32 protein-coding genes and 1 riboswitch are annotated in these 25595 nt (G+C 37.4%); of the genes, 11 read left to right on the top strand and 21 right to left on the bottom strand.

The features are described from left to right. Positions 1-33: 33 nt before the first annotated feature. A complete protein-coding gene (locus ASU02_RS11425) occupies positions 34-219 on the top strand; it encodes a hypothetical protein (RefSeq protein ID WP_057763634.1) in 186 nt (61 codons plus the stop codon). Between the two features lie 61 nt (positions 220-280). Here the strand turns inward: ASU02_RS11425 and ASU02_RS11420 are convergent, their stop codons facing one another. Next, the gene (locus tag ASU02_RS11420) at positions 281-544 is read right to left on the bottom strand and encodes a hypothetical protein (RefSeq protein WP_408607266.1); all 264 of its coding nucleotides are present in this window, start codon (positions 542-544) and stop codon (positions 281-283) included. 266 nt (positions 545-810) lie between these two features. Here ASU02_RS11420 and ASU02_RS11415 point away from each other — a divergent pair, with 266 nt between their 5' ends. Further along, entirely contained in the window at positions 811-1026 is a 216-nt protein-coding gene (locus ASU02_RS11415; protein WP_057763632.1) for an alpha/beta-type small acid-soluble spore protein, read from the top strand. A 61-nt stretch (positions 1027-1087) separates the two neighbouring features. Here the strand turns inward: ASU02_RS11415 and fumC are convergent, their stop codons facing one another. The 10 genes from fumC to ASU02_RS11365 all read right to left on the bottom strand — a co-directional run bounded on the left by fumC (position 1088) and on the right by ASU02_RS11365 (position 7618). Further along, complete coding sequence (fumC, locus tag ASU02_RS11410) at positions 1088-2461, bottom strand: class II fumarate hydratase (RefSeq protein WP_057763630.1); 1374 nt, start codon at positions 2459-2461, stop codon at positions 1088-1090. Between the two features lie 382 nt (positions 2462-2843). Continuing rightward, a complete protein-coding gene (locus ASU02_RS11405; RefSeq protein WP_057763629.1) occupies positions 2844-3158 on the bottom strand; it encodes a YbjQ family protein in 315 nt (104 codons plus the stop codon). Then, complete coding sequence (locus ASU02_RS11400) at positions 3139-3342, bottom strand: hypothetical protein (protein WP_057763627.1); 204 nt, start codon at positions 3340-3342, stop codon at positions 3139-3141. The genes ASU02_RS11405 and ASU02_RS11400 overlap by 20 nt, the downstream gene beginning before the upstream one ends. Further along, positions 3342-3557, bottom strand: coding sequence for a hypothetical protein (locus tag ASU02_RS11395; protein ID WP_057763625.1), 216 nt, complete (start codon positions 3555-3557; stop codon positions 3342-3344). The genes ASU02_RS11400 and ASU02_RS11395 overlap by 1 nt, the downstream gene beginning before the upstream one ends. Beyond that, positions 3554-3904 carry a YxlC family protein gene (locus ASU02_RS11390; protein WP_057763623.1) on the bottom strand — a complete coding sequence of 117 codons (351 nt, stop codon included), beginning with the start codon at positions 3902-3904 and terminating at the stop codon, positions 3554-3556. Before ASU02_RS11390 ends, ASU02_RS11395 begins: the two co-directional genes overlap by 4 nt. Beyond that, the gene (gene sigY / locus ASU02_RS11385; RefSeq protein WP_057763621.1) at positions 3897-4421 is read right to left on the bottom strand and encodes an RNA polymerase sigma factor SigY; all 525 of its coding nucleotides are present in this window, start codon (positions 4419-4421) and stop codon (positions 3897-3899) included. Before sigY ends, ASU02_RS11390 begins: the two co-directional genes overlap by 8 nt. A 107-nt stretch (positions 4422-4528) precedes the next feature. Further along, positions 4529-4993 carry a helix-turn-helix transcriptional regulator gene (locus ASU02_RS11380; RefSeq protein ID WP_057763907.1) on the bottom strand — a complete coding sequence of 155 codons (465 nt, stop codon included), beginning with the start codon at positions 4991-4993 and terminating at the stop codon, positions 4529-4531. Between the two features lie 201 nt (positions 4994-5194). After that, entirely contained in the window at positions 5195-5359 is a 165-nt protein-coding gene (locus tag ASU02_RS11375) for a FeoB-associated Cys-rich membrane protein (protein ID WP_057763619.1), read from the bottom strand. Positions 5360-5390: 31 nt separating this feature from the next. Beyond that, on the bottom strand, positions 5391-7394 hold the full coding sequence (gene feoB / locus ASU02_RS11370; protein WP_057763617.1) for a ferrous iron transport protein B: 2004 nt from the start codon (positions 7392-7394) through the stop codon (positions 5391-5393). After that, entirely contained in the window at positions 7394-7618 is a 225-nt protein-coding gene (locus tag ASU02_RS11365; protein WP_057763615.1) for a FeoA family protein, read from the bottom strand. The genes feoB and ASU02_RS11365 overlap by 1 nt, the downstream gene beginning before the upstream one ends. Before the next feature lie 235 nt (positions 7619-7853). Between ASU02_RS11365 and ASU02_RS11360 the strand changes: the two genes are divergently transcribed. The 5 genes from ASU02_RS11360 (at position 7854) to ASU02_RS11340 (ending at position 13410) form a co-directional block, all read left to right on the top strand. Further along, the gene (locus ASU02_RS11360) at positions 7854-8981 is read left to right on the top strand and encodes a histidine kinase N-terminal domain-containing protein (RefSeq protein ID WP_057763613.1); all 1128 of its coding nucleotides are present in this window, start codon (positions 7854-7856) and stop codon (positions 8979-8981) included. Between the two features lie 126 nt (positions 8982-9107). Continuing rightward, complete coding sequence (locus ASU02_RS11355) at positions 9108-9650, top strand: GNAT family N-acetyltransferase (protein WP_057763611.1); 543 nt, start codon at positions 9108-9110, stop codon at positions 9648-9650. 443 nt (positions 9651-10093) lie between these two features. Then, entirely contained in the window at positions 10094-11401 is a 1308-nt protein-coding gene (locus ASU02_RS11350; RefSeq protein ID WP_057763906.1) for a hemolysin family protein, read from the top strand. A 199-nt stretch (positions 11402-11600) separates the two neighbouring features. Next, positions 11601-12002, top strand: a complete 402-nt coding sequence (locus ASU02_RS25820) for a MerR family transcriptional regulator (RefSeq protein WP_082631771.1) — start codon at positions 11601-11603, stop codon at positions 12000-12002. A 61-nt stretch (positions 12003-12063) separates the two neighbouring features. Then, a complete protein-coding gene (locus ASU02_RS11340) occupies positions 12064-13410 on the top strand; it encodes a hemolysin family protein (protein WP_057763607.1) in 1347 nt (448 codons plus the stop codon). A 64-nt stretch (positions 13411-13474) separates the two neighbouring features. Here the strand turns inward: ASU02_RS11340 and ASU02_RS11335 are convergent, their stop codons facing one another. Next, positions 13475-14881: a sensor histidine kinase gene (locus ASU02_RS11335; protein ID WP_057763605.1), complete on the bottom strand. Its 1407-nt coding sequence runs from the start codon at positions 14879-14881 to the stop codon at positions 13475-13477. Then, a complete protein-coding gene (locus tag ASU02_RS11330) occupies positions 14871-15572 on the bottom strand; it encodes a response regulator transcription factor (RefSeq protein ID WP_057763602.1) in 702 nt (233 codons plus the stop codon). The genes ASU02_RS11335 and ASU02_RS11330 overlap by 11 nt, the downstream gene beginning before the upstream one ends. A 365-nt stretch (positions 15573-15937) precedes the next feature. On the opposite strand from ASU02_RS11330, the gene ASU02_RS11325 reads away from it, so the two are divergent. Further along, positions 15938-16573, top strand: a complete 636-nt coding sequence (locus tag ASU02_RS11325) for a hypothetical protein (protein WP_057763601.1) — start codon at positions 15938-15940, stop codon at positions 16571-16573. A 77-nt stretch (positions 16574-16650) separates the two neighbouring features. Here the strand turns inward: ASU02_RS11325 and ASU02_RS11320 are convergent, their stop codons facing one another. From ASU02_RS11320 to ASU02_RS11310, 3 genes are all read right to left on the bottom strand, one after another. After that, positions 16651-17946 carry an NCS2 family permease gene (locus ASU02_RS11320; protein ID WP_057763599.1) on the bottom strand — a complete coding sequence of 432 codons (1296 nt, stop codon included), beginning with the start codon at positions 17944-17946 and terminating at the stop codon, positions 16651-16653. A 135-nt stretch (positions 17947-18081) separates the two neighbouring features. After that, positions 18082-18183, bottom strand: a riboswitch (purine riboswitch). A gap of 112 nt (positions 18184-18295) precedes the next feature. Next, entirely contained in the window at positions 18296-19222 is a 927-nt protein-coding gene (locus tag ASU02_RS11315; protein WP_057763597.1) for a hypothetical protein, read from the bottom strand. Further along, positions 19215-19610, bottom strand: a complete 396-nt coding sequence (locus tag ASU02_RS11310) for a response regulator transcription factor (RefSeq protein ID WP_198317431.1) — start codon at positions 19608-19610, stop codon at positions 19215-19217. Before ASU02_RS11310 ends, ASU02_RS11315 begins: the two co-directional genes overlap by 8 nt. A 242-nt stretch (positions 19611-19852) precedes the next feature. Between ASU02_RS11310 and ASU02_RS11305 the strand changes: the two genes are divergently transcribed. Beyond that, the gene (locus tag ASU02_RS11305) at positions 19853-20749 is read left to right on the top strand and encodes a YitT family protein (protein ID WP_057763593.1); all 897 of its coding nucleotides are present in this window, start codon (positions 19853-19855) and stop codon (positions 20747-20749) included. Between the two features lie 44 nt (positions 20750-20793). Here the strand turns inward: ASU02_RS11305 and ASU02_RS11300 are convergent, their stop codons facing one another. Then, positions 20794-21324 carry a hypothetical protein gene (locus ASU02_RS11300; RefSeq protein WP_057763590.1) on the bottom strand — a complete coding sequence of 177 codons (531 nt, stop codon included), beginning with the start codon at positions 21322-21324 and terminating at the stop codon, positions 20794-20796. 167 nt (positions 21325-21491) lie between these two features. Here ASU02_RS11300 and ASU02_RS11295 point away from each other — a divergent pair, with 167 nt between their 5' ends. Next, positions 21492-22361 (top strand): YitT family protein, encoded by an 870-nt coding sequence (locus ASU02_RS11295; RefSeq protein ID WP_057763588.1) that lies wholly within the window; start codon positions 21492-21494, stop codon positions 22359-22361. 64 nt (positions 22362-22425) lie between these two features. Here the strand turns inward: ASU02_RS11295 and ASU02_RS11290 are convergent, their stop codons facing one another. From ASU02_RS11290 to ASU02_RS11280, 4 genes are all read right to left on the bottom strand, one after another. After that, positions 22426-23064 (bottom strand): O-methyltransferase, encoded by a 639-nt coding sequence (locus tag ASU02_RS11290; RefSeq protein WP_057763586.1) that lies wholly within the window; start codon positions 23062-23064, stop codon positions 22426-22428. Further along, entirely contained in the window at positions 23051-23404 is a 354-nt protein-coding gene (locus ASU02_RS11285; RefSeq protein ID WP_057763583.1) for a hypothetical protein, read from the bottom strand. The genes ASU02_RS11290 and ASU02_RS11285 overlap by 14 nt, the downstream gene beginning before the upstream one ends. Before the next feature lie 174 nt (positions 23405-23578). Continuing rightward, positions 23579-23749, bottom strand: a complete 171-nt coding sequence (locus ASU02_RS26410) for a hypothetical protein (RefSeq protein WP_157684510.1) — start codon at positions 23747-23749, stop codon at positions 23579-23581. A 163-nt stretch (positions 23750-23912) separates the two neighbouring features. Then, the gene (locus ASU02_RS11280) at positions 23913-24764 is read right to left on the bottom strand and encodes a VOC family protein (RefSeq protein WP_057763581.1); all 852 of its coding nucleotides are present in this window, start codon (positions 24762-24764) and stop codon (positions 23913-23915) included. A gap of 133 nt (positions 24765-24897) precedes the next feature. On the opposite strand from ASU02_RS11280, the gene ASU02_RS11275 reads away from it, so the two are divergent. Beyond that, positions 24898-25230 (top strand): winged helix-turn-helix transcriptional regulator, encoded by a 333-nt coding sequence (locus tag ASU02_RS11275; RefSeq protein WP_057763579.1) that lies wholly within the window; start codon positions 24898-24900, stop codon positions 25228-25230. Positions 25231-25595 lie beyond the last annotated feature (365 nt).

Genomic DNA, 25595 nt, shown 5'->3' with positions numbered 1-25595 from the left:
TGAGTAAAGTAACACGAAAAGGAGGCATTTCCATTGCATAAGGACAAGTTTAAAGAAGACTCTCTTCATGAAGGCAGAGACAAGGCAAGTTTGGATATTGACCGCATGATCAATGAAGGCTTGTCTGGAGGTTCTGTTCACAGTAGGGGAGAGCAGGTAAATATTGAAGAATCTCGTGATCTGAAGGAAGAAGAACCACCTTTTAAAGTGGATGTTTAATCGTCTAAATGGAAGGAAACCCGGTAGCTTTTTAGCTGCAGCGGGTTTCTTTTTTTTTTTTTCATTCTTTAATTAAGCTCACCACTTCATTCCCGCACACACTGCATTTCAACAAATGAGGACACTTCTTTAGTTTATAATCATTTGGGTAGCCGTCTTCCATTTTCATTTGATCAATAGGCATATAGGCACTGTAATCATCATAATAATCCATGATTCTCCCGCTATCGATTAATTCATTTCCACACGATGAACAATTCGCTTTTAGTTCTTCAAATCCATTACATATTGGACAAATAGCCATGACATCAGCTCCATCATTCATTTAATGAAATCCTTTTGATCCTACACTCTTATCGTTCGTTTCGATCTCGTTTGTTATGTAATAATCATTAGGAAACAATTCCCATTAGGAATGCTGGAATATAAAAGTGAAAAACAAACATAATAGAGAGTACAAACAGCAACAGCCGCTACAAACTTCTAACATCAATGGGTTAGACCATTAAGTGGTAGCAAGAAAGCTTGTACCGGTGCAATTCCGGATAACCCAGCCATTATCAAAAAAATTTATGAGGAGATGAAGACACAATGGCAAACCAATCAAACAGCAATTCCTCAAACCAATTATTAGTACCTGGAGTAGCGCAAGCACTCGATCAAATGAAGTACGAAATCGCCAATGAGTTTGGTGTAAACCTAGGTGCGGATACGACATCCCGTTCAAATGGTTCTGTTGGTGGAGAGATTACGAAGCGACTTGTTCAATCCGCTCAACAACAAATGGCAGGCAGATTTCAATCATAATTTTACGTACAATTAAATAGCATATGGCTTGGCCCCCTTATATAAGGGGGCCATTTATTATTTAAATCATCTTTTTAGGATTCACCCATTCATCATATTGATCACTAGATATATAACCTGTTTTCAATGCTGCTTCTTTTAAAGTCGTATGTTCCTTGAACGCAAGCTTGGCTATTTCCGCAGCCTTTTCATAGCCAATATGCGGATTTAAAGCTGTAACGAGCATGAGAGAGTTCTCAACATGTTCATTGATTACCTCTTCATTTGCATTCAAGCCTTTCATACAATGTTCATTAAAGGAATTCATTCCATCCGTTACTAGCTGAACACTTTGCAAGAAATTATAAATAATTACTGGCTTAAACACATTTAATTCAAAATTCCCTTGACTTGCGGCAAAGCCAATTGTCGCATCATTTCCAAATACCTGACAGACTGCCATTGTTAATGCTTCACTTTGTGTGGGGTTTACCTTCCCAGGCATAATGGAACTGCCAGGCTCATTTGCCGGAATCGAAAGCTCCCCAATTCCGCTTCTAGGTCCACTTGCCAGCCACCTGACATCATTCGCAATTTTCATTAGATCAGCCGCTAAAGCTTTTATTGCCCCATGAACATGAACAATTTCATCATGGCTTGTCAAAGCTTGGAATTTATTGGCTGAGGAACGAAAAGGGTAGCCAGTTTGAGCGGCAATTTCCTTTGCTGCCTCATCCCCAAATGTTTGATCCGCATTGATTCCTGTTCCAACCGCTGTTCCGCCTATCGCCAAATCAAGCAAATAGACCATCGCTTCTGATAGCATTCGTTCATTTTTATTAAGCATGGCTCGCCAGCCGCTAATCTCCTGCCCTAATGTTAATGGGGTTGCATCCTGCAAATGTGTCCGCCCTATTTTAATGATATGATTGAATGCTTCTTCCTTTATTTGAATCGTTTTTTTCAGCTCTTGGAGAGAAGGAATGAGATTGCCAGCAATCTCCAAATAAGCGGCAATATGCATGGCTGTTGGAAAGGTGTCATTGGAGCTTTGGGACATATTCACATCATCATTCGGATGAACTTTAGCATTCTCCCCTTGCAATCTTTCATTTGCCCTTCTAGCAATCACTTCATTTACATTCATATTTGTTTGTGTACCGCTCCCAGTTTGCCATACGGCAAGCGGAAAATGTTCATCGAATTTCCCTTGAATGATTTCTTCAGCCGCTTCTATAATGGCAACCTTCTTTTCTTCGGGTAATTTTCCAAGTTTATGGTTAACGATGGCTGCAGCTTTTTTTATTTTCGCTAACGCATAGATAACTTCCATCGGCATTTTTTCAGTACCAATTTTGAAATTTTGTTTGCTTCTTTCTGTTTGTGCTCCCCAATATTTTTCAGCAGGGACTTTTACTTCCCCAAGTGTATCTCTTTCAATCCTAAATTTAGTCATTGCAATCCTCCTTTATAGAATTACTTGCATGTTACAAGCTAGACAGCTTAAAGATGGCATCTATATAATCTATTCCCTCTTTTACAGACAATTATTGTTCCCCAAAAAATTTCTGCCAATTTTTCCTCATAAAAAAAACTGCTTTGCATATAGCAAGCAGTTTTAGCGATGAATGATTGTATAACCAACAAAGTAAGCTAGGACCATGACGCTAGCAATAGCAAACGTAACTGTTAATAATTCCATTTTAAAGCCTCCTAAGAAATGAAATTTATACTTTAAAAGTACCACACAAGTTCAGGAGGACTCAGTGCATTCTGTGACAGGATGGTGAAAACTTTATGAACTTTTAATAAACATATATTCTCTTTTTACATCCGATTTATTCTACAACGACAGCCGTTCCATAGGCAATAATTTCAGCCGCATTTTGCATGACTGCAGATGTTTGCAAGCGCATGCTAACTATGGCATTTGCTCCTTTGGCTTTAGCATCCTCAGCCATTCGGCCGATGGCCTTCTGTCTTGCCTCATCCATCATTTCTGTATATTCTCCAATTTCCCCGCCGACAATCGTTTTTAACCCAGCTAGGATGTCTTTACCGATATGCTTTGTTTGGACGGTACTTCCTCTAACAAAGCCTTTTAATTCTTTAATTTCTTTTCCAGGTACATATTCAGTAGTTACGATAATCATTTCGATCGTCCTCCTCTTTTTCTTTTATTCGTTCAATTAATAATACGATGACAACCCCAACTATCAATAAAATATTAATAAGATAGAAAATAACCGCTGCCTTCAAATTGATGAAAAGCAAGATGATTGCTAGGATTTGTCCCAAACCAGCGATAAGTAGAAATATCCGCTTGATAATTCCCACTATTCCTTCATTCCTTTAGAATTCTTTTTATGAAATACTTTACGTACGAAGATAAGATAAACAAGAGTCGGCATCGGTGCTTGAATAAGACCGACGATGCCCCAAAACCAATAATTATGGCTATATTTCCTTGCATGTATGAACAGAAAGATGCTTTGACAAATTAGAATCATAGCGACAATGATGAGGAATGGAACCGGAATTTCTTCATTCATGTTTCTTTCACCTGCTTAATAAATCGGAGTGAATAGTAACCGATGATAGAAATAGAAAACAATCCTTGTAAAGCGAAGAAAACCACCGGAATGTTATATAACATAAATAGAACTGCACTTAAAACTAGAAGGGCAACAATAGAAAAAATGGATACATCGAAAATTAGTTTTTTCCTTAATTGCTGTTTCTTTTCGATCACGATATTTTCAAACCACTCTAAATTGGGTGTATAGACTGGTGCATGTTGCTCAACTGATTCCAAGCTGTTTTCAATTTCTTTAATCGTCTCCAGGAAGCTTGCATCATCTGCATAGTTGTTATCCATTCCATTTTTCCGTTCATTCATTAAGCCTCAGCTCCTTTCTAACAGCAAGGATCCCATTATGAACCCTCGATTTAATTGTTCCTGAAGAAAGTTTCATCATCTCGCCAATTTCATCATAAGAATATCCATAGTAATGTTTTAAAATAATTGGTATGCGAACATTATCAGCTATTTTGCCTAACGCCGATAATGCATCTGTCCATTCTTCGTTTCTGCTTTCAAGCTGCCACTTCAGCTTCCTGTATAGATCCTCTTGCTGCTGCCAATTTTTTTCTCTTTTCTTTTTCCGCTGCTGGTCGATATATAAATTCGTCGCGATTGTAATGAGCCAGGAGGAAAATTTCGATTTTCCCTGATATAAATGGATTTTCTCAATACATCTCGCCATTGTCTCCTGGGCTAGTTCCTCTGCAGTATCAGGATTCATTGTTACTTTCATTAAATACTTGACCAAGAAGGAATAATTTTGATGAAAAAGCATGGCAAAAGCGCGTTTATCACCACTTTTTGCGCTTTTTATGAGCTCTCCCTCTTCCATGGCATCTATTCCTCTCTTTCCATCATCCCATTTCCGCAATTATTATTACATTGATAAGACGATCATGTGCATGATTCGTTCATTTTTTTTATGAAAAATTTTTACACTCATTTTTTCTCTGATTCAAACACTAATTCAGTAAATCGTTCCTTTGAAGAAGCTTCATCGAAACTGCTATAAATTCGAAAATGATCCTCATCAATAATTCGAAAGTGCTGACTGATGATATTTTGCTGTAATAACAGTCCATTCTTCCGGTCAATTTCCTTCCACCAAATTTTCCCGCCCATTGTTTTTTCCCTGCGATAGTCTATCCCTTCGCGGGCAATGGTTTCCAGCACTTCTAACGGTTCGTCTCCAAACAAAAATCTTACCGTTTCCGTTTCCCTGAACAGGGCACATACAACAACAACCGTAGACCATCCAGCATCCACTCGCCCCTTTTCAATTTGAACAAGTGTTTTTTTCGAAATTCCAATGATTTCTGCCATTTTATCTTGTGTATATCCAGCTTCCGTCCGGATTAGGCGTATTTTCTCCGATACTTTAGAAATAATTTCATCACGTGTCAAGGCTCTCTTCATTCCCTTTATTCTTTTTGTGTATTATTACACTTTAATGTAATTATAAAAGAGCATCTGCATAGATAGCAAATTAAAAAGCGGTTATTGCATTGCAATCAGTGCTTTTCTCTTAACTAATTCAACAACATTCTTTTTAAATAGACATGTAAAAAACTGCTGTCAAAGAGACAACAGTTTCCATGCTAAAATTTACTTTTTTATTGGTACATCAGAGATTGAATGACAGGTGCTAGTACAGGAATTTCTCGACGAACATCCTGCACATTTCCCTTGCTTTGATTTTTTTATAAATTTTATGAAGGACCAGCTTGCATACCCAAAAATAAGTCCGCCAATTATCAAGTTTACAATCATCTCATTCCCTCCAACTCAAGGATAACGTGGATTACATAAACCCTAGCAGCTTACCGCCCTGATAGATGATCAAAGCTAACAGATAAGCGGCAATGAGTGCATAGACCATAGAAAATGCAGTCCATTTTTTCGAACCTGTTTCTTTATAGATCGTTGCAACTGTTGCTAAACAAGGAATATATAAGAGGATGAATACCATAAAGCTGTAGCCTGCCAGCGGAGTGAAGTAATCGGACAGCAATCCTTGCAGACTCGCTTCATCTGGAACGAAATATATAATGTTCATTGTCGAAATAATTGCCTCTTTAGCCAAAAATCCTGTTATTAGGGAAGCTCCAGCCTGCCATGTATTAAATCCAATGGGTTCAAAAAGCGGTGCAATGAATCCGCCAATTGCTGCTAAGTAGCTATCATCTAATGCAACATCCATTCCACCTGGTCCGATGTAAGATAAGAGCCAAATAAATACAGAACCGGCAAAAATAAATGTTCCTGCTTTTTTTACGAATCCCTTCCCCTTATCCCACGTGCTTCTCCACAGTGCCTGAAATTGCGGCAGACGGTATGGAGGCAATTCAATTACAAAGAAGGAAGTCTCGCCTTTTAAAATCGTGGAGGAAAATAGCTTCGCCAAAATAAGCGCAACAGCAATCCCTAATATATATAAGGATAGGACGATAAAAGCTTTTTGCTGCACAAAAAACGCACCTACAAACAATGCGTACACAGGTAATCGGGCAGAACAAGACATTAATGGAGTTAATAGAATAGTTAACAATCTTTCCTTTGGTGTCTCAATCGTCCTCGCCGCCATAATTCCTGGTACATTACAGCCAAATCCGATCATCATTGGAATAAACGCCTTGCCGTTTAATCCTACCGCCTCCATCAATCGGTCCATAACGAGGGCAACTCTTGCCATATAACCTGAGTCTTCAAGAAGCGAAATGAAAAAGAATAAGATAAAGATTTGTGGAACAAATACGAGCACTCCTCCAACACCGGCTACAATTCCATCAAGAATTAATGAATGGATAAAAGCAGAGGCGCCAGCAGCTTGTAATAGATTTTCAATCGTTTGAGACAAGGGTCCTGTTATGAAGCCATCCAGTAAATCGGATAAAGGAAATCCAAGCCAATCAAAGGTTAGCATAAACATCAAATACATGAGCAGAAAGAAAATTGGCAAGCCGAGGATTTTATTCGTTACAATCGCATCAATTTTCTCAGATAAAGGTGTTATTATTTGTTCCCTCTTAATATAGGCATCTGTCATTATTTGATTAATGGTTTCTTTTCTTTTTCGAAAAATAAATTGATCGATAGAGGTACCAGCGCTCTTTTTTATTGCATCCTTGATTTCAAGTAAAAATTGATTAAGCTGCTCTGATTCTATATAATTTTCAAGATATTTTATTACATATTGATTTCCCTCAAACATCTGCAAAGCAAGCCATCTTGTCGACTGATTAGGCTTATTATCAAATAATTTCTCAAACCTTAAAATGGCTTCCTCTATATCTTTACCATAATCAACAATTCTGGCATTGGGTTCAGGCAACCTTTCACTTGTAACAGCTTCAGCTAACATATCGCATCCCTTCCCTGTTCTTGCAATAACAGGTTTAAGCGGAATACCTATTTGATTAGAGAGTTGATTCGGTTCAATCTGAAAACCGCGTTTCAGCGCAACATCCATCATATTGAGCCCAATGACGACAGGCTTCCCATATTCCAATAGCTGAATTGTTAAATGAAGGTTTCGTTCTAATTGAGATGCATCCAGAATATTGATCATTTTGTCCACATTCTCAGATAAGAGAAATTGTGTCACAACCCCTTCATCCTTAGATAAAGGGGTTAACGAATAGATTCCTGGCAAATCTATTAACTTATCTTTCTTATTTTTAAATTGACCAACCTTTTTTTCAACTGTAACTCCGCTCCAGTTGCCTACATACTCATACGAACCTGTAAGGTTATTAAAAAGTGATGTTTTTCCAGTATTAGGGTTACCAATTAGAGCGATATCCATTATAGTCTCTCCACTTCAATTTGGACGGCTTCTACTCTTCGAATCCCAATACATTGACCGCAAGACTCGACCATAATAGGGCCGCCAAATGGCATATAGCATTTAATACACACTTCTGTACCTTCAGTTATTCCTAAATCAAGCAATCTTCTCCGGACTAAAAGATCAATCCGGGAAATATCGATAATCTTGCACTTTTCACCTTTGTTTAACTTCCCAAGCACGAAGTCCACCTGATTTCTTCTATTAATTTAATTGAGAATGATTATCTTTATTTATACCAAGTTTTTTTCATTAATTCTGCGATAAAAATCACATCCATTATTGTTTTCATTTCGACAGGGTCAGTGTAGTCTCGAAGTACTGTTTTTTTATTCGTACTTTTTCGACAAAGGAAATTTGCAAAATATAGCGAAGTTTATATGAATGATAGGTTATTTAACTAGTCTGGAGGTTAATATGGTAACGAGAATAAGTGAAACTGTTGTTGAATTTTTACAGATGGAAAAAATTCAATTATTGAATGAATGGAGAGAGAATATTCTTGTCTCCCCGGAAGATCCGTATAAGGATCGTATGGAGGAAAATGGAGAAGTCATTTTTTATCTTGTCATTCAAAGTCTTACGAGGGAAAAAGAGAATCTAGAAAGAGTTATTCGTAAGTTTGCTATTTCTATTGCTGATCAGCGAGTGAAAGCAGGAATGAATATTGGCGAGTTTGTTCACAATGTAAATTTAGGCCGATCAATCATTCAAAAACATTTAAAAAAAATGGATATAAGCTGGCAAGAACTTCAGGTCTATTCAGAACAAATTTATGATTGTTTGGATCAATTTCTTTACTTCTCGGTCACCTATTATAGCGATGCAAAAAATCAAATTATTGAGGAAAAAACCAAATTTATCGATACGAGCCATAAGGATCGACTCACATTATTAGGACAGATGACTTCTAGCTTTATTCACGAATTCAGGAATCCGCTCACTTCTGTACAAGGCTTTATTCAGCTGCTTAAATCAGAATACCCAGACATGAAATATTTGGATATTATTTCAATTGAATTAGAGCAGTTAAATTTTCGTATTTCACAGTTCCTCTTACTTTCGAAAAAAGAATTGATCGGCAAAGAAAAAACAACTTTCTCATTAAATGAATTGGTGGAAGAAGTGCTTATATTCTTATATCCAAGTATTTTAGATGGAAAAGTAAAGATCCAGAAAAATTTAGAAGAAAATATTAATCTATTTGGCTATGCCGACGAAATTCGCCAAGTGCTAATTAATATTGTTTTTAATGCCATTGATGTGCTGAATCCAAATACTAAACATCCATTAATCGATATAAAAAGCTACTCCTTAGATCATAAATCGATAAAGCTAGAAATAGCCAATAACGGTCCAATGATTCCAGAGCATCTGGTCCAGTCAATTTTTGAACCGTTTGTAACAACAAAAAAACTCGGAACCGGTTTAGGACTATTCGTTTGCAGAGAAATTATTGAAAAACATAAAGGAAGATTGGTTTGTGAAACACATGCAGATTTAACAGTATTCACGATTACCCTGCCAATCGCTGACACAAAATAATACGAGGCTGGCTCATCCCATATTGAGTCGGCCTCTTGTTTTTTCCTTTTTTTAAAATTCTGTGTACTTATTCTGTATTTCCATTTATCATATAGAAATAATTCATCCGGAAGAGGAGAGCTGCTTATGTTTACGTTAAAAGTTGACCAAGATATTGAATTGCAATTATTTCAATTACACCATTCAGAAGAACTTTATTCTTTAGTAGACGCTAATCGCCATCATTTAAGGGAGTGGCTGCCATGGGTTGATAGTATGTCATCGCCTAGTCAGTATCATTCGATTATTCCAACTTGGCTTAAGCAGTTTATGAATAATAATGGATTTAATACAGGCATTCGCTATAAAGGGACTCTTGTCGGATCCATTGGTTTTCACCAAATCGATTGGAATAGCAGGCAGACAAGCATCGGCTATTATTTAGCTAAGGGCAACGAAGGAAAAGGCATCATGACTAGGAGTGTTCAAGCCCTTCTCAATTATGCTTTCTTAGATCTTAACCTCAACCGAGTGGAGATACGCTGTGGAATTGGCAACGCTAAGAGCCGTGCGATACCAGAAAGATTAGGATTTGTTCAAGAAGGCATCATTAGAGACGGTGAATTTCTATATGATCATTATCATGATTTAGCCGTTTACGGCATGCTTGCACGTGATTGGGGAAACTAACTACAGCTAACAGCTTTAATATCAATGCAAGGAAGACTTCTTCTATAGGAGTCTTTTTTCTTTATCCTTTACACCTAATAAACACAGTCCATTTAAAGTTACATACAATGTGGCACACATATGGCTATCCATAAGGTAAGACTGTAAGACATCCTGATACTTTATGTTCGTCTCAAAACCTTGGCCACAGCTAATTCAAGATAAAACCCTGAATACGGTAAACGTTTTTATCCTCTGCTTTTGCAACAGCATGCTCCTCTATAAATACGCAAAAAGAAATCGCTACGCACATATATTTGAATTTCGTCTATGCTAGGTTCAAAATTCCGTCAAAAGATATTATTCCATTACTTTTCCGCAAAATTACTAAAAAGATAAATTTAAGGGAAAAGTACATTATAAAGGAGGTGAACGCTCCTTACATCATGTGTAAGGAAATAACTATGGCCTTAAATATTTTTTTACTTATCTTATTAATTACTTTGACCGCTTTTTTTGTTGCATCTGAATTTGCGATGGTAAAAGTGCGTTCATCCCGAATTGATCAATTAATTGCAGAAGGAAATGTCCGTGCTCAGGCAGCGAGAAAAGTAATCACGAATCTTGATGAGTATTTATCAGCCTGTCAGCTTGGAATTACAATCACGGCGTTAGGGCTTGGGTGGCTTGGTGAACCGACCATTGAAAGGATATTGAATCCTTTGTTTGCCAAACTTGAATTGCAGCCATCTTTAACCCATATCCTATCTTTCATTATCGCTTTCTCTGTTGTTACCTTTCTGCATGTCGTTATTGGCGAGCTCGCTCCAAAAACGTTTGCGATTCAAAAAGCAGAGGAAATCACATTAACCTTTGCCGGACCATTAATTTGGTTTTATAAAATCATGTTTCCATTCATCTGGGCTTTAAATGGTTCGGCCAGATTTGTAACTGGATTGTTTGGGTTAAAGCCTGTTTCCGAACAAGAAATGGCCCTATCTGAAGAAGAATTACGAATTATTCTATCTGAAAGTTTAAAAAGCGGGGAAATTAATCAATCAGAGTACAAGTATGTCGATAGAATATTTGAATTTGATAATCGGATTGCGAAGGAAATTATGGTTCCGCGAACAGAAATTATTAGCCTTGAAGAAGATGCAACTCTTTCAGAAGTGCTCGATGTTATTATGAATGAAAGATATACTAGATATCCTGTTACCGGGGGAGATAAGGATAATATTCTCGGATTAATCAACGTGAAAGAAATACTGACAGATTGCATTAGAAAAAAATGTGAAGATGAAAAGCCCGTTTTACAGTATATTAAACCAATTATTCGAGTAATTGAGACAATTCCAATCCATGACCTCCTTGTAAAAATGCAAAAAGAACGCTCTCACATGGCGATTTTATTTGATGAGTATGGAGGAACAGCTGGATTAGTAACTGCAGAGGACATCCTTGAAGAAATCGTCGGGGAAATTCGCGATGAATTTGATGCAGATGAGCTCCCTTTTGTTCAAAAAATTGATCATGATCATTATATTTTAGATGCAAAGCTGCTTATATCAGAAACAAACGATTTGCTCGGAACTGATTTAAACGAAGATGAAGTGGATACACTTGGAGGCTGGATTTTAACCCAAAAATTTGACTTAGAGCAAGGAGATTTTATCATGCAAGATGGGTTTCAATTTATTATTAAGGAAATTGAAGGTCATCACATCTCCTATATCGAAGTAAAAAGGGAAAATGAAGCTCTTCTTGAATGATGCTCATGAGGGAATTGTTTTTTGTAAAGCAATCCCTCTAATTTTTTCTACTGGTTGAAACTCATATTCGTACATAGTTAGGAATAATTATAAAAGTAATCACATTATCAAACTGTTACGTTTGACTGTATGGTTTGAACTAACATATAATATGTGTAAATACATTAAACTGGGGTGATAAGATGGGGCAGTTTATCGTATTGGCGAATTAGCAACTATTGCTAATGTATCCAAAAGAACAATTGATTACTATACAAACATCGGACTTATTCAAGCCAAACGCACAAAGTCAAACTATCGAATCTACTCTGAGGATGTTCTTTCAGACTTACGTTTTATTGAAGAATGCAAACTTATGCATATTCCATTAGATGAGATTAAGAGAAAGCTAGAATTAAAGTCCAAAACAGACATGCATACTGGGGATGTTGAAAAACAGATTGATTTGGTTACTAAGCAAATTAAGCAGCTCCATAATGAAATAGCTGTATTATTGCCTCTTATTAATCATCTTGATAAAGAACAGATTAGTGATTTATCAAGAAAACTCAATACAGAAGGCTCAACATTAATAAAATCCCTTGTGAGCTTAACAAGTTAACACATTTTTTAAATTATCAGGAGGTGACACCTTACCCGTTACTCGGGCTAAGGGAATTTATTTGGACATATTAAACTTGGTTATTATAGCCATTTTAATTGCTTTGACAGCATTTTTTGTAACTTCAGAATTTGCTATTGTAAAGATTAGAAGTTCAAGAATTGACCAGTTAATTGAAGAAGGCAATAAAAGTGCAATACCAGCAAAGAAAGTGATTAGTCATTTGGATGAGTATTTATCTGCTTGCCAGTTAGGAATAACAATAACTGCACTAGGAATTGGGTGGCTCGGGGAACCAACAATTGCACATATGCTACGCCCGGTTTTCTCGGAGTTTGACATTCCAAGTTCAGCATCACATATTCTTTCCATTGGGATTGCTTTTGCTTTTATTACTTTTCTGCACGTGGTTGTCGGAGAGCTGGCACCAAAAACACTTGCCATTCAAAAAGCAGAGTTAGTAACGCTGATCACTGCTCGCCCATTGATTTTGTTCTACAAAATTATGTATCCATTCATCTGGGCATTAAACGGATCTGCACGATTCCTAACAGGTTTATTTGGACTAAAGCCTGCTTCCGAACACGAGTTGGCCCATTCTGAAGAAGAACTTCGAATCATCTTGTCAGAAAGCTATGAAAGCGGCGAAATCAACCAATCAGAGTTTAAGTATGTAAATAAAATTTTTGAGTTTGATAACCGAATTGCAAAAGAAATTATGGTTCCTAGAACTGAAATCGTTTCATTCTCAAAAGATGATACACTAGAAAGCTTTTTACAGACTGTATATGAAGAAAAATTCACACGATATCCAATCATTGATGGAGATAAAGACCATATCATCGGATTGGTAAATATTAAAGAAGTAATGACTGATCTTATTAAGAATAGAGAAATTACAACGAATACGCTGCATTCTTACACTCGTCCGATTATCCGTGTCATTGATACGATCCCAGTTCATGATCTTCTCCTGAAAATGCAAAAGGAAAGAATTCATATGGCTATATTGATGGATGAATATGGCGGAACTTCTGGACTCGTGACTGTAGAGGATATTCTTGAGGAAATTGTTGGCGATATACGTGATGAATTCGATATGGATGAAGTCCCTGAGGTTCGAAAAATTAAAGAGGGACACTATATCTTCGATTCGAAAATTCTCGTAAGTGAAGTAAGTGATCTGCTGGGGATTGATATCGACGATGAAGATGTTGATACAATTGGCGGCTGGATCTTAACAGAAAATTACGAAGCGAAGCAGGGAGATACGATTTACCTTGACTCCTATGCTTTTAAAATTATCGATATGGAAGATCATCATATCCGATACATTGAAGTTACTCGTGTGGAAGAAAATGAGCAGCAGCCGCAATCACTGCCAATAACTGAAACACAGGTGGTTTAAATTAACTGCTAAAAATAAACACCCCAGCCTTTTCTCCATAAGGCTGGGGGTTTTATTATTCCTATTAAATCTTTGGCAGACGGATCGTAAATTTCGTCCCTTTGCCTTTTTCACTGCTTACTTCAATTTCTCCCTCATGTAACTGGACTAATTGCTTTACAATTGAAAGCCCAATCCCAAATTCCCCATATGCTTGGTTCGTCCTAGACAGATCTGCTTTGTAAAACCGGAGCCAGATTGATTCAATTTCCTCAGGGTCGATTCCTTCACCTGTATCCTCCAATTCAATCATTGTCCAATTGTCTTCTTCTTTTCCTCTTAAAGTAATCAGTCCATTGTCCGTGAATTGAATAGCATTCTTAACGATATTGACAATAATCTGAATGAGCCGGTCATAATCAGCAAAGACCGTAATCTCCTTATCACATTCAATCACGATCTGATTATTTTTTTCTTCTGCCTGTAAATCAAGCTGTTCCTCCACTACCTCAAGAATTTCGGTTAATTCAATTTCTATTTTGTTTAATTTCAGCTGATTGGATCGAATTTTTTCATAATCCAGATTTTCGTTAACAAGACGTATCAGCCTTTTCGCCTCTCGATCAATGAGGATCATCCCTTTTTCAATATCTCCCTCAGGAATGAGCTGATCTTTAATTCCTTCTGCAAGTCCGCTTATCGTTGTTAACGGGGTCCTCATTTCATGAGAAACATCTGCAATGAACTTTCTTCGTCTATTTTCCAGCCGATCAATTTCTTCATTGGATTCCTTCAGCTTTGCAGCCATTTCATTGAAATCCGTAGCAAGCTGACCAATTTCATCCGGATACGTATCTTTGACATGAACATCATAATTTCCTGCTGATATCATTGATGTAGCATTGCGGAAATTTTTGATCCTCCTAATAATGCTTTTAGATAAAAAAAGACTGATCAAAATGGATGCTGATAAAGAGATCACAATCGTATACAATAAAAACCGGTTTAATTGCCTAACCATATCCATCGCCCCGGTAATTGGCGATAGCAGTAAAACCCCTCCCGCTAAGCGATCGCCTTGCATGAATGGCAAAGCAACATACGTCACTTCCTGACCAAATCGTTTAATATCATGCTTCACTGATACCCGATTGCCTTTTGAAATGGTCTTCCACTCAGACTCCGTTAACTTTATTAGGGGTGCACTTTGTAATTGCGGATAAATGACATTCCCTTCATAGTTAAAAAGAATATATTGAATATGCCTTGTTTTCAGTATCTGGCTATATTCTTCTAAAAAACTTTCCGTTCCCTCTAGTCTGACAGTTAAATCTTTTAAGATTTGTTCCCCGTAATCATCCAATTCCTCCACTTTATTTTGAAAGATATAGTTTTCAACGAACTGTGAAAAGGAAAAGCTTAAAATAAGAAAGGCAAGAATGAGAATGCTAATATGACTGATAAGAATTTGATAAAAAAACTTAATCTTCATTCTTAGCTTCCGTTTCATCAAATTTATAGCCGATTCCCCAGACGGTTTGGATAAACGGCTGATCGGGTGTGCCAATTTTCCTTCTTAATCTCTTAATATGCACATCGACTGTCCGCTCATCTCCATAAAATTCATACCCCCACACACGGTCTAATAATTGCTCCCTGGAAAAAACCTGCTTCGGATTTTTCACGAAATAATAAAGTAAATCAAATTCCTTTGGTGTTAAATTAGAAAGAATTTGCCCTTTAAAGGAAACCTCTCGTGAATCCTTGCTAATCTGAAAATATTGACTGGAAATCGTATTTCCCTCTTCCTTCTCCGCTGCTTCCATTTGATAGCGGCGTGTGACTGCCTTTATTCTTGCCATTAATGTTAATGGGCTAAATGGCTTTGTCACATAATCATCTGCCCCCATTTCAAGGCCAAGCACTTGGTCGGATTCACTATCCTTTGCTGTCAGCATAATAATCGGCACCTGGCTTAAATCTCTTATTTTCCGGCATAGCGTGACCCCATCCATAATTGGAAGCATCCAATCAACAATAATTAAATCCCATTTCCCTTTATTAAAACGGTCAAATCCATCCTGACCATTATGCACAAATTCGCCTTCATACCCTTCCTTCATAAAAAACATTTCTAGCATCGAACAAACACTTTCATTATCTTCAACGACAAGAATTTTCATCTTACACCATCCCTAATTAAAACTGCTATTTATTCTATTTAATCGAACTGTCACCCTTTTTTCAATTAAAATAACTTTTTAATACGAAATGCGCAAGCGCCTTGGTCATCGCCTTACAAACTGGAAGGGCCGGTTCTTTCGATAAAGGAGACACAATGAGAGGAGCGAACTGATGTCGACGCAATCGTTGCGGAGGGGACCTGAAGTTTGATAGGCGATAGGCGCTGGAGCTGAACAATTCTCGATATCGAAAAAATTATATCCTTTATCTTTAAACAACTCCAATTTTTTCCTCATGTGTTTTCTGTTTTTGGATATGCTAATAACCGGGACAAGTCTATAACAAAAAGAAGGAGTGTGCAATAATGAAGAAACTTTCTATTTTAGTTTGTGCCTTAAGTTTCCTGCTGTTAGGTACAGGCTTTAATCAAGCACCAGTAATAACAAATGCAGAGGACGGAAAACACCAGGAGAATCCTCCTAACCCTCACCGCCACTTTATAAAGGAAGCTGATTTTCAGCGACTTAAGGCTCAGGGCTATACGAAAAAAGAAATCCTTAAAGCTGCACACATCGCAAAATTTGCAGATAAAAAGATTGATGACGTGCTTAAAACATATAAACAAAACGATTCTTCCTGGGATAAAACAGCTGCACATTATGGCCTGGATATGAAAAAGATGAAAGAAAAATGCCAAGAGAAAAAAGAAAAATTCCTTGAAGAACATAAAGAAGACGTTATTGAAAATGTGGCTGAATATGCCGGGAAAACAGAAGCGCAAATTAAAGCCTGGGCCGATGAAGGAATCCCTCTCCGATTTATCGTTGGCGGTGCAGTGATGGCAAAGGCAAGCAATAAAGACATAGAAGAGCTCATCCAAATGAAAAAGAGCGGTCAATCTTACCATGATATTAAGAAAAGCCTCGGTTTGGATAAAGCGAAAATGCATGAAGAATTTAAAGTTTTAATGGGAAAAATAAAAGAGGATATTAAGGACTAGTCTTTCCTGACAAACCACCTTTTCGGTGGTTTTTTTCCATGCAAAAAGGCTGTCCAGCGATTAGACAGCCTTACTAATTAAGAAAGATAGACAAAATAAGCAATAAACGCAATACATAACCCATACATAATCGGATGAATAGCTTTAACTTTCCCTAAAGCAAGCATGGTCACTGGGTAGAGGATAAAGCCTAATGCAATCCCCGTAGCTACACTGTACGTCAACGGCATCATTAAGATCGTTACAAATGCAGGAACAGCTATTTCAAGCTTGCTCCAATCGATTTGCTTCACTTCCATCGCCATTAAAGCTCCCACAATAATAAGTGCAGGCGAAGTGACTTCAGCAGTAACCACACCTAATAACGGAGAAAAGAAGAGCGCTACTGCAAAGCATGCAGAGATAATGACAGAGGTAAACCCCGTTCTTCCCCCGGCTGCAATCCCCGCATTTGATTCAATCATCGCCGCTGTTGTTGAAGTTCCAAACACCGCCCCAACGACAGTAGCACTCGAATCAGCAAGCAGAGCCTTTCCTGCATTCGGAATCTGATTATCCTTCATCAAGCCTGCTTGACTTGCTATAGCAATCAAAGCTCCAGCTGTATCAAAAAATGCAACGAATAAAAAGGTGAAAATGACCGCAATCATTTCAGGGGTAAATATTTGATCTAGATGTGAAAAGACCTCGCCAAAAGTTGGCGCCATGCTTGGAATGGCCCCGACAATTTTTTCCGGGGTATCTATGATGCCTGCAACCATTCCGATAATTGCAGAAATGGCCATTCCTAAGAAAATGGCCCCTTTTACATTCCTAACCATCAAGATGATCGTTAGGATAAAGCAAAAGATGGCAAGAATTGTTGGAGGTGACTTCAAATCCCCGAGTGAGACGAATGTTGCCTCACTTCCGATTACAATACCCGCATTCTTTAGTCCAATAAAAGCAATAAAAAACCCAATTCCTGCCCCAATGGCATGCTTTAAATCTTTTGGAATCACATTGATGATCTTTTCGCGGATTTTAAGCATGCTCAGGATAACAAATAGAATACCTGACACAAACACACCCGTTAATGCCGTCTGCCATGGAATGCCCATGCCAATACATACGGAAAAGGTAAAGAAAGAGTTCAAACCCATACTTGGACCAATACCAATTGGGTAATTTGCTAGTAAACCAATCAATAAAGAACCGACAATAATGGACAAGGCGGTTGCTGTAAAAACTGCCCCTTTATCCATTCCTGCCTGGCTTAATATAATTGGATTAACGATTAAGATATAAGCCATTGATAAAAAAGTTGTAAATCCAGCGATCGTCTCTTGTTTATACGTTGTCCCTCTTTGCTGGAACTGAAAGAATTGTGACATTGGAGTATCTCCTTATTTAAAATGGTTCCTCATACTAGTATTTACCAAAGCTTAAAAAATAAAAAAAGCTCCGCGATGAGCGAAGCTGCCAAATTTTACACAAGAGAATGAATTGCCTTCTAGTTTACTAGATTAGCAAAATACTTTTTCCCATGTAGTCAAGCTATTTACGGCAGCTCGGTAGAAACGTCCAGTCCATATTACTGAACATATACAGGTAATTATGAGTTTAATATAATGTTCACCATTTTAACAAGAGGAGGCAGCACAGTCAATTTTACTATGTATTCCGTTTATTTGATTTTTTGAATAAGAAAAGCTGGCCAATAGCGGACAGCTTTCAAACATATTATACAGTCTGGTTTTCTTTATGTTTATCAGAAACCATCACATTTTCTGGCGAGTGAGAAAAGAGTAGCTGAAACTTTCCTTTTGAGGTGTGGATGGACATACATAGGCTATTTTCCTTGTGTACAGAAACGGCAGAAGCATGATCTACCTTTTGCGGTTTCATTTCTAGTTCGGTACCCTTATTAGACATGTTCACAAGGAAGATGCCATTATGTAAATTTAAAAACTCACTGACTGAGGCTTGTGCTAGTTCATCCGCTTCTGTTAATTCTTCCTCAGCAAATACAGAGGCGATTTCTAAAAATACTTTCTCATCTGCTGCAATGGCGGTCCAAAATGGTTTTGCCCCTGTTATTTCTTGAGAAACGAGCCATTCAGCCTCTACATTTTTTGCCTCGCTTGCCTCTATATATACTTCATCATCGATAAACCGAACGATATTTTTTACAAATAAGGATACGTACTCTGTATACGCCTCTTCTTCTGGATGATTTGTATGTATCAGGCTTTCAACGATCGCATCAATATCGCCGCTCTTAATCGCTTCAAATTTTTCATCTGATAGACTATGAATTTTCTTATATTCATTTAGAGCATTCGTAAATTCTTCAATCGATAGATAGTTTAGATCAACGACTGCCTGTGCTAAATATAAATGGTTACTCTTTTGTGATGATAGCATGTGGTCGACTTGTTCATTTGTTAGAAACCCAAGGTCCACTGCAATTTCTCCAAATCGTTTATCCTGCTGCTTTTGTTTTTCATGGATCTCCTCTACTTGTTTGGAGGTTAAGAAGCCTTCATCAACGGCAATAACACCGAATTTTACATGGGTCGTTTTTTGCAGGTCAAGCGCATGCTTCAGCTGCTGGGCAGTAAGCAGCCCATTGTTTAATAAATAATGCCCAAAATATTGGCTAAACATTTGCGCTCACCCCCTTTTCCTCTTTTATAATTTTCTCTATGATTGCTGTTACAGCCTCTAGTGTAATTGGCTTCTGAATAAAATCGTAGGCACCTAGATCAAGGGCTTGTTTCAGATGGGACTGAGTCCCTGCAGATGACGCCATGACAACCTTCAAAGCAGGATTTTCATTCATAATCTCTTCCAAAGCTTCAATTCCATCTTTCCCAGGCATAACGATGTCCATGAAAATTAAATCTGGCTTCATTTCCTTTGCCTTTTGAATGGCAGCAATTCCATCTTCTGCTTCCTCTATTGAATGACATTTACAAACTTCTAATATGTTTTTAAGCTTTTTTCTAATAAGGACAGAGTCATCACAAATTAACACATTCAATTGCTTTTGCATCATTCATCACTCCTATTTTTTAGTGGCTTATAGGTTAAAAGTTCTACATTTTATTACAAAATTCCTTCTTCAAACAATCACATCTTACCTTTTTCCTAAATTTTTTGTGATATTTTTGACATTTTCCAAGTTTCCCTTTATAAGAAATAATTGAAAAAATGTTATAATAGAAAGAATAAATGAGTATAAAATTGACAAGAGTATTTCTTGTCATACAAAAGTAAGCAATTGGGGGAAACTATATGATTGAACCATCAACAGAGCATGCTGTCATCCAAACCGTTCATAAAGGATTAACAAAAACAAAGCTAGTAAAAAGCATCTTCTTTATTATTCTTGGCTCTATTTTAATGGGCGTAGGAATTGAAGAGTTCTTAGTGCCAAACAAAATCTTAGATGGCGGGATTGTAGGCATTTCTATCATTTTGTCTCATATCACTAGCATAAAACTAGGTATATTTATCTTTATTTTGAATATCCCCTTCTTCTATATTGGGTACAAACAGATCGGCAAAACCTTTGCCTTATCAACTCTTTTAGGGATTGCTGTCCTATCTGTTTCCACTTTCCTTCTTCACGATGTTCCTGTTTTTACAAAAGATCCCCTTTTAGCTACTGTATTTGGCGGAATCATTCTCGGAACTGGCGTTGGTATCGTTATCCGCTATGGCGGGTCCCTTGACGGTACTGAAATCCTTGCGATCATAGTGAATAAAAGGCTCCCCTTTTCAGTTGGAGAAATCATTATGTTCTTTAATATTTTCATCTTCGCTTCTGCCGGCTTTGTATTTGGCTGGAATCGTGCGATGTATTCAGTGCTCGCCTACTTTATTGCTTTTAAGACGATCGACGTTGTCATTCAAGGACTTGATGAATCAAAATCCGCCTGGATTATCAGTGAAGAACATAAATTAATTGGAGATGCCATTTTGGCAAGACTTGGCCGTGGTGTTACTTATTTAAATGGTGAAGGCGCATATACCGGTGATGATAAAAAAGTTATTTTCTGTGTCATCACTCGGCTGGAAGAAGCAAAGTTAAAATCAATTGTCGAAGAACTGGATCCCAATGCCTTTCTTGCTGTAGCAAATATTTCTGAAGTCAGGGGAGGAAGATTTAAGAAAAAATCGATTCACTAAAATATGCAGAAAGAAAAAGGTGCCGTAACATTGCGGCACCTTTCCTATTCAGGATATAAATTATGAAACATTCTTTTCATAAAGTAATCATCTTCACATTTTTCCCGGCTATACTGGATCTTCTTCCCCTTTTTTATTTGTTTATCAAGAACAACCCAATCATTTTCTTCACGTTTTATATGGACTACTGTATTTTTATTACTTTGGTCTTTATAGAAGATATACGCAGTATTAGGATCCCCATGGAAGAAGTAAATCCTCTTTTCTCCTACCGCCTCTCCGCTTACGTGATCCTTTAAACTCTCTAGCCGCTTATCCCTTTTTCCAGATAGAACCGTATATTTCATTAAATCAATCATATTTAAATACATACTCTGATCAATAATTTCTTCATACTTATGACCAAAGCTTGTAAAAATATCCTCCATTACCTGCTCATTAAACTCCTTACTGCGGATATCCTTTTTTCGATAACAATCTGCCTCTTGCTTTTTTAACTCTTGTGCAAAAACGGAATGACTGCTTATTGTTATCAAGAATATCGCCAAAACTGAAATAAACTTCATTTTCTTCAAAGAATCACCTCGGATTGTATTTTTCCAGTAAACAAGAAAAATATTCAAACATTTATGTTATTTTCGATTGAAATATTGGGAAACTACTTACTATCTAAGGGTTATCATTTGAAAAAAAAGAGTCAAAACGGTATTATTTTTTTCGAGTCAAAAAATTAGGATGGTGAATGATGGAAAAGAAACATCGATCGGAAAGTAAGCTGCATATTATTTATCGGTACATCATGTTACTTATCGGCGCAACGCTGGCAGCTTTAGCAATTGAACTTTTTTTAATTCCAAACTCAATTATAGATGGCGGAATTATCGGGATCTCCTTGCTAATTAATCATCTAACAGATATTAGCTTTGGTATTCTTGTTTTTGTTTTTAATATCCCTTTTATCTACTCAGGATATAAAAATATCGGAAAGAACTTTGCCTTTTCCTCCCTTTTCGGTATTGTCGCACTAGCGATCATCGAGCCTCAATTACATCATATTTCTCCATTTACAACCGAACCATTATTAGCAACCGTTTTCGGAGGACTATTATTGGGAACAGGGGTCGGTATGGTAATCCGTCATGGAGGTGCTTTGGACGGAACCGAAATACTAGGTATACTATTAACAAAGAAGCTTCCCTTTTCAATTGGTGAATTTGTCATGTTCTTTAATGTTTTCGTATTTGGCTGGGCAGGGTTTGTTTTAGGATGGGAACAAGCCATGTATTCAATCATTACCTACTATATTGCTTCAAAAATGATTGATTCTGTCGTCCAGGGACTAGAGGGAGATACAAAAGCAGTCATCATCGTTTCAGATCATTACGAGGAAATTTCCGACGCTATTATTGATCGCTTAGGGCGAACCGTAACAAAGTTGAAGGGCAAAGGCGGATTTAAAGATAACGAGAAAGAAGTCATTTATGTCGTCATTACTCGATTAGAAATATCTAAACTGAAAACGATCATCGGTGAAATAGATACGAATGCCTTTACGACAATTATGGATACGCAAGAAGCGCATGGAAGCAAGTTTAAATCAGCGATACACTAATACATAAAACGATACAAAAATGCTTAGAGTATTTACTCTAAGCATTTTTATTTACGAGCTAACCCTATTTCTTTACTTTTGCAACGGTCATCCCATCACCAATTGGAATAAGGATCGATTCTAATTGAGGATGCTTAGCCACAAATTTATTAAATTTCTTCATAAATTCGGTGTGGCGTTTAGGTGGAGAGTCTTGGTCTGCAACACTTCCGCCTGCAAGTACGTTGTCCATAACAATTAGTGCATCTGGTTCCGCTAGTCTAATGCAAAACTCTAAGTAATTTTCATAGTTTTCTTTATCCGCATCAATAAAAAAGAAATCAAATCGCTTATCCTCTTCAACTAATTTTTCCAGGTTTTGCATCGCAGCGCCAGTCATATAGGATACTTGTTTGCCAAAACCCGCTTTTGCTAGATTGCTGAATGCCAGTTTGGCATAGCTCTCTTCTAATTCAAGGGAAGTTAACTTCCCTTCCTCTCCAAATCCTTTTGCAAGGCAGATTCCGCTATAGCCACCTAACGCTCCTATTTCCAGAACATTTTTTGCCCCTGAAATAGACACAAGCATGGTTAAAAGTTTACCGGAAGCAGGAGATACCGAAATGTTCCGCATACCGTTTTCCTTTATAGCTGTAAGAACTTCCTCAAGAATAGGATCCTGGTTCTGAAACAAAGAATCGATATACATATTAATACGTTTCATTCATATCTAGTCCCTTCTCTTCATGTTCTCCAGATTCTTTCCTGTCTGTTTCAGCCACTTCCATTTCATGCAGTTCAAATAGCTGCATAAATTCGTTAATTACCATATCAATCGCTTTCAATTCACCGACTAGAATTTGATTAATCGATTGAAATTCAGGTTTTTCTAGTTGTTCTTTAATCGTATTGTGTTTAAGATTCAGCATTTCCAAAAAGGCAATCGCTCTTCCTCGGCGAAAGGTTTTTGGACCGCGCTGATGAGAATGATGTTCTCTTCCTCTGGAACGCTCCCCTCGATGGTGTCCCTCTTTCTTGAACTCCTTAAATTTTTCATTTCTCATGTAGCAGATCTCCTTCCTGTGTATACATTTGTATACATATTGTTATTTATTTCATTGTATACAAATGTATACAAAACGTCAATCGATTGAGCTGAAAACCCCTCAATAATAAGAAAACAGCCCAATTATCGTATAATTGGACTGTTTTCTATTGCTATTCGAATGTTCTTTTCATTAAACACATTCACTTTCATTCCCGCTAAGCACAATCGCATTTCTTCCACGATCATACTCAATGACAAGTTCATTCACCTCATGTTCCAATTGTGGATCAATAGCGACTTGTATGTCATTAATGATTACGACTTTGTCCTTTTTTTCAGGCTCATCCAGAGCCATTCCCATTTGGGGTCCTCCTCAGCCAAAGCCTGCAAAGTATATTCGTATACCTGTAGAGTTATGATCCCGCAATACTTGCTTTAGCAAGTCCCGGGCTTTATCTGTTATGTTCATTTAATTTCCCCCCAATTGATAAAATACCATGTTGAGAAGATTGTGTAAAATGAACTTACAGGCTCAGCAGGATTGGATTCCCTGAAGGGTCTGCCGTTGAATATTGCCCGTGTTCTCGAGTAACAACTGCCCCTATTTTCTCTAAATTTGCAACAGCACTGCTTCTTGCTTCCTCATTAGGGTAAACGAGCGTAAAATGCTTCAAACCAACACTATTTTCTGATGGAGCTGGAGCGCCTATTCCATTCCATGTATTTAAACCGATGTGATGATGATAACGCCCAGTAGAAATAAACAGCGCCTGGCCGCCATATCTAGTGACGACGTTAAATCCAAGCCCTTTGCAATAAAACTCCTCGGTCTTGTGCAATTCAGAAACATGTAAATGAATATGTCCCATTAAAGTATCTGAAGGCAGTCCAGCCCATGGCTTCCCATCGCCTTCGGCTAATATGCTTTCAATATCCAAACGTTCAGTTGACATGACTACTTCTTGATTATTCCATTTCCATGTTGATGATGGGCGGTCCGAATAGATTTCTATTCCATTCCCATCTGGGTCAGCTAAATAAAGTGCCTCACTGACAAGGTGATCAGATGCTCCCTGTAATGGATAGCCAATTTTTATATAGTGTTCAATCACTTTAGCTAAATCTGAACGAGAAGGAAGCAAAAGGGCAAAATGATAAAGCCCTGTCGTACGAAGCTGTTTCGGGTGAATATTTTCAGGCTGTTCAATTGTTACTAGCGCCGTTTTTCCATCTGCTGATAAACTTGCTTTGTTCTCTGTTTGCTCTAATAATTGAAAGCCAATCACTTGTTGATAAAATTCGATTGATCGCTGCAAATCAGCAACCTTCAAATGAACATGACTAACAAAAACATTAGGTTCACGGTGAAAATTCATAGTCGTGTTCCTCCTTAAATTAATGTAAGTTAGTTACTTTATGTAAGTAATTATATTTTTATAAATTATATATGTCAAGTAACTTTATTATTTGCAGTAATGGGGGTTATAATGTAAGAGGGAGTGATGCAAGATGAATAAATCTCTGATATGTCCAAGATTTGAAAAGGCAATGAGTATTATTAGCCAAAGATGGACCGGATTGGTTATCTATCAGCTATTAAATGGCCCGCAGCGCTTCAGCATGATTGAAGCAGCAATTGGAATAAGCGGAAGAGTGCTTTCAGAACGGCTTAAAGAGTTAGAACAAGAGGGAATTGTCAAACGAGATGTGTTTCCTGAAACCCCTGTCCGGATCGAATACTCGTTAACTGACAAAGGGTTATCATTGGAGCCGCTAATGAAGGATATTGAAAAATGGTCACAGACTTGGCTAGATCCAGTAGATACTGATTCCGAAAAATAAAAAGCAATGGAGCGAACATTCTCCATTGCTTTTTTAACTTTTGCACAAAAAATGCAGGAGGATATTGGGGGGATACAGACTACTTCAGCACTTCTTCATTTGCGGCAGGAATCCGGTGATAACTGGTGCGTTGATTCCCGTAACGGTGCGAAATTGTGGAATTATGGACTCAATGAGGCGCATTAAGTACATTAACGTTGCGAAATAACGGAATTATGGACTCAATATAGCCCATTGATTCCCTTAACAATGCAAACTGATGGAATTTTGAACTCAATATGGCTCATTGAGATAAAGTCCATATAATTGTGTAAAAAGAAAGAGTCATTTTATTCACTCTTGGCAACACTGTTTTCAGCGACGAT

It is taken from the genome of Cytobacillus praedii, assembly GCF_001439605.1.
Taxonomy (GTDB): domain Bacteria; phylum Bacillota; class Bacilli; order Bacillales; family Cytobacillaceae; genus Cytobacillus; species Cytobacillus praedii.
The sequence above is the reverse complement of the archived record's forward strand: the minus strand, read 5'-3'. Positions and strand labels throughout refer to the sequence as shown.